Raw genomic sequence first — 823 nt, 5'->3', positions numbered from 1 at the left:
GAGACAGGCAGCGAGAGCCGCACGGGCACTGTCGAGCCTCGGTGCGACTGCGTGGGTGGACGCGGGCGGTCGGTGGGCAGCTCCAGCGCGGCGGGCGCTCCGGAAAGCTGCTGCTTCCAGTAGCCGACCTGCGCGTCCAGCGCTTCCCCTTGGAGCCACTCGCGCTGCCACGTCGCGTAGTCGGCGTACTGCATCGGGAGCGGGGGAAGCGACGGCGTCCGGCCCGTGCTGAGCGCCTCGTAGAAGGCGGCCACTTCACGGACGAGCACGCCCATGGACCAGCCGTCGGAGACGATGTGGTGCATCGTCACCAGCAGCAGGTGCTCCTCTTCGCTCAGCCGTACCAACGCGGAGCGCATCAGCGGGCCGGTGGCGAGGTGGAACGGACGGCGGGCCTCCGTGACCGCCACGCGCTGGGCCTCCTCGTCGCGTTGCGACTCGGGGAGGTGGGTCAGGTCAGTGACGGGCAGATCCCACCCCGACGCGGCGTGGATGTGCTGCGACGGCTCTTCATCAGGAGCGGAGAGCGTGGTGCGCAGGGATTCATGGCGTCGGATGAGCGCCTCGAAGGCACGGCGCAGGGCCTCCACGTCCACCCGCCCCAGCAGCCGGAGCGCCGTGGGGATGTTGTACGAGACGTCTCCGGGACTGAGCTGATCCAGTAGCCAGAGGCGCTGCTGCGCGAAGGACAGCGGCGTTGCTCCCTCCGTGCGGATCCGGGTGAGCGGCGGCAGGCGGAGGTTCGAGGTGTTGGCGCTGAGGCGCTCTGCGAGCGCGGCCACGGTGGGCGCTTCGAAGAGGGCACGGAGCGGCAGCTCCACGC

The 823-nt window shown here is 70.7% G+C and carries 1 protein-coding gene; it reads right to left on the bottom strand.

What is annotated here, in order from left to right:
- A partial coding sequence (locus D7V93_RS43635; protein WP_147451708.1) for a condensation domain-containing protein occupies nt 1-823 on the bottom strand: 823 nt, incomplete at both ends.

This window comes from Corallococcus llansteffanensis, assembly GCF_003612055.1.
GTDB classification, from domain to species: Bacteria; Myxococcota; Myxococcia; order Myxococcales; family Myxococcaceae; genus Corallococcus; species Corallococcus llansteffanensis.
Note: the sequence above shows the minus strand (reverse complement) of the source record. Positions and strands in the feature narration are given on the sequence as shown.